At 71.8% G+C, this 425-nt stretch carries 1 pseudogene; it reads right to left on the reverse strand.

Features of this window, described 5'->3' with window-relative positions:
* A pseudogene (locus tag ADK86_RS17130) lies at positions 1-425 on the reverse strand (IS5 family transposase); the annotation flags it as partial.

Consider the following 425-nt stretch of genomic DNA (forward strand, 5'->3'; position numbering starts at 1 on the left):
GACCGGCCGGGACACCCGGATCCGGGCCATGACCTTCTCGAATGCGGGTGCGTCACCGGCCTGGCCCGGGGTGATGACGAACGCGAGTGGCCGGCAACGGCCGTCTGCCGCCAGGTGGATCTTCGTGGTCAGTCCGCCGCGGGGCCGTCCGAGGGCATGGTGGGCTGGTTCGCCGGCCCGAGCCCCTTTTGACGGGCCCCGGCGGCGTGCTGGTGGGCACGGGCGATCGTGGAGTCGACCGCGGCGACCCAGTCGAGGTCGCCTTCGGTGTCGGCCTGCGCGAGCAGGGCGGTGAACACCTTCTCCCACGTGCCGTCGGCCGACCGCATCCGCAGCCGGTTGTGAGCCCCCTTCCACGAACCGAAGCGTTCGGGCAGGTCCGTCCACGGCGTGCCGGTGCGGTACTTGAACGCGATCGCGTCGAT

Origin of the sequence: Streptomyces sp. NRRL F-5755 (genome assembly GCF_001279365.1) — a bacterium.
In the GTDB taxonomy this organism is placed as follows: Bacteria; Actinomycetota; Actinomycetes; order Streptomycetales; family Streptomycetaceae; genus Streptomyces; species Streptomyces rimosus.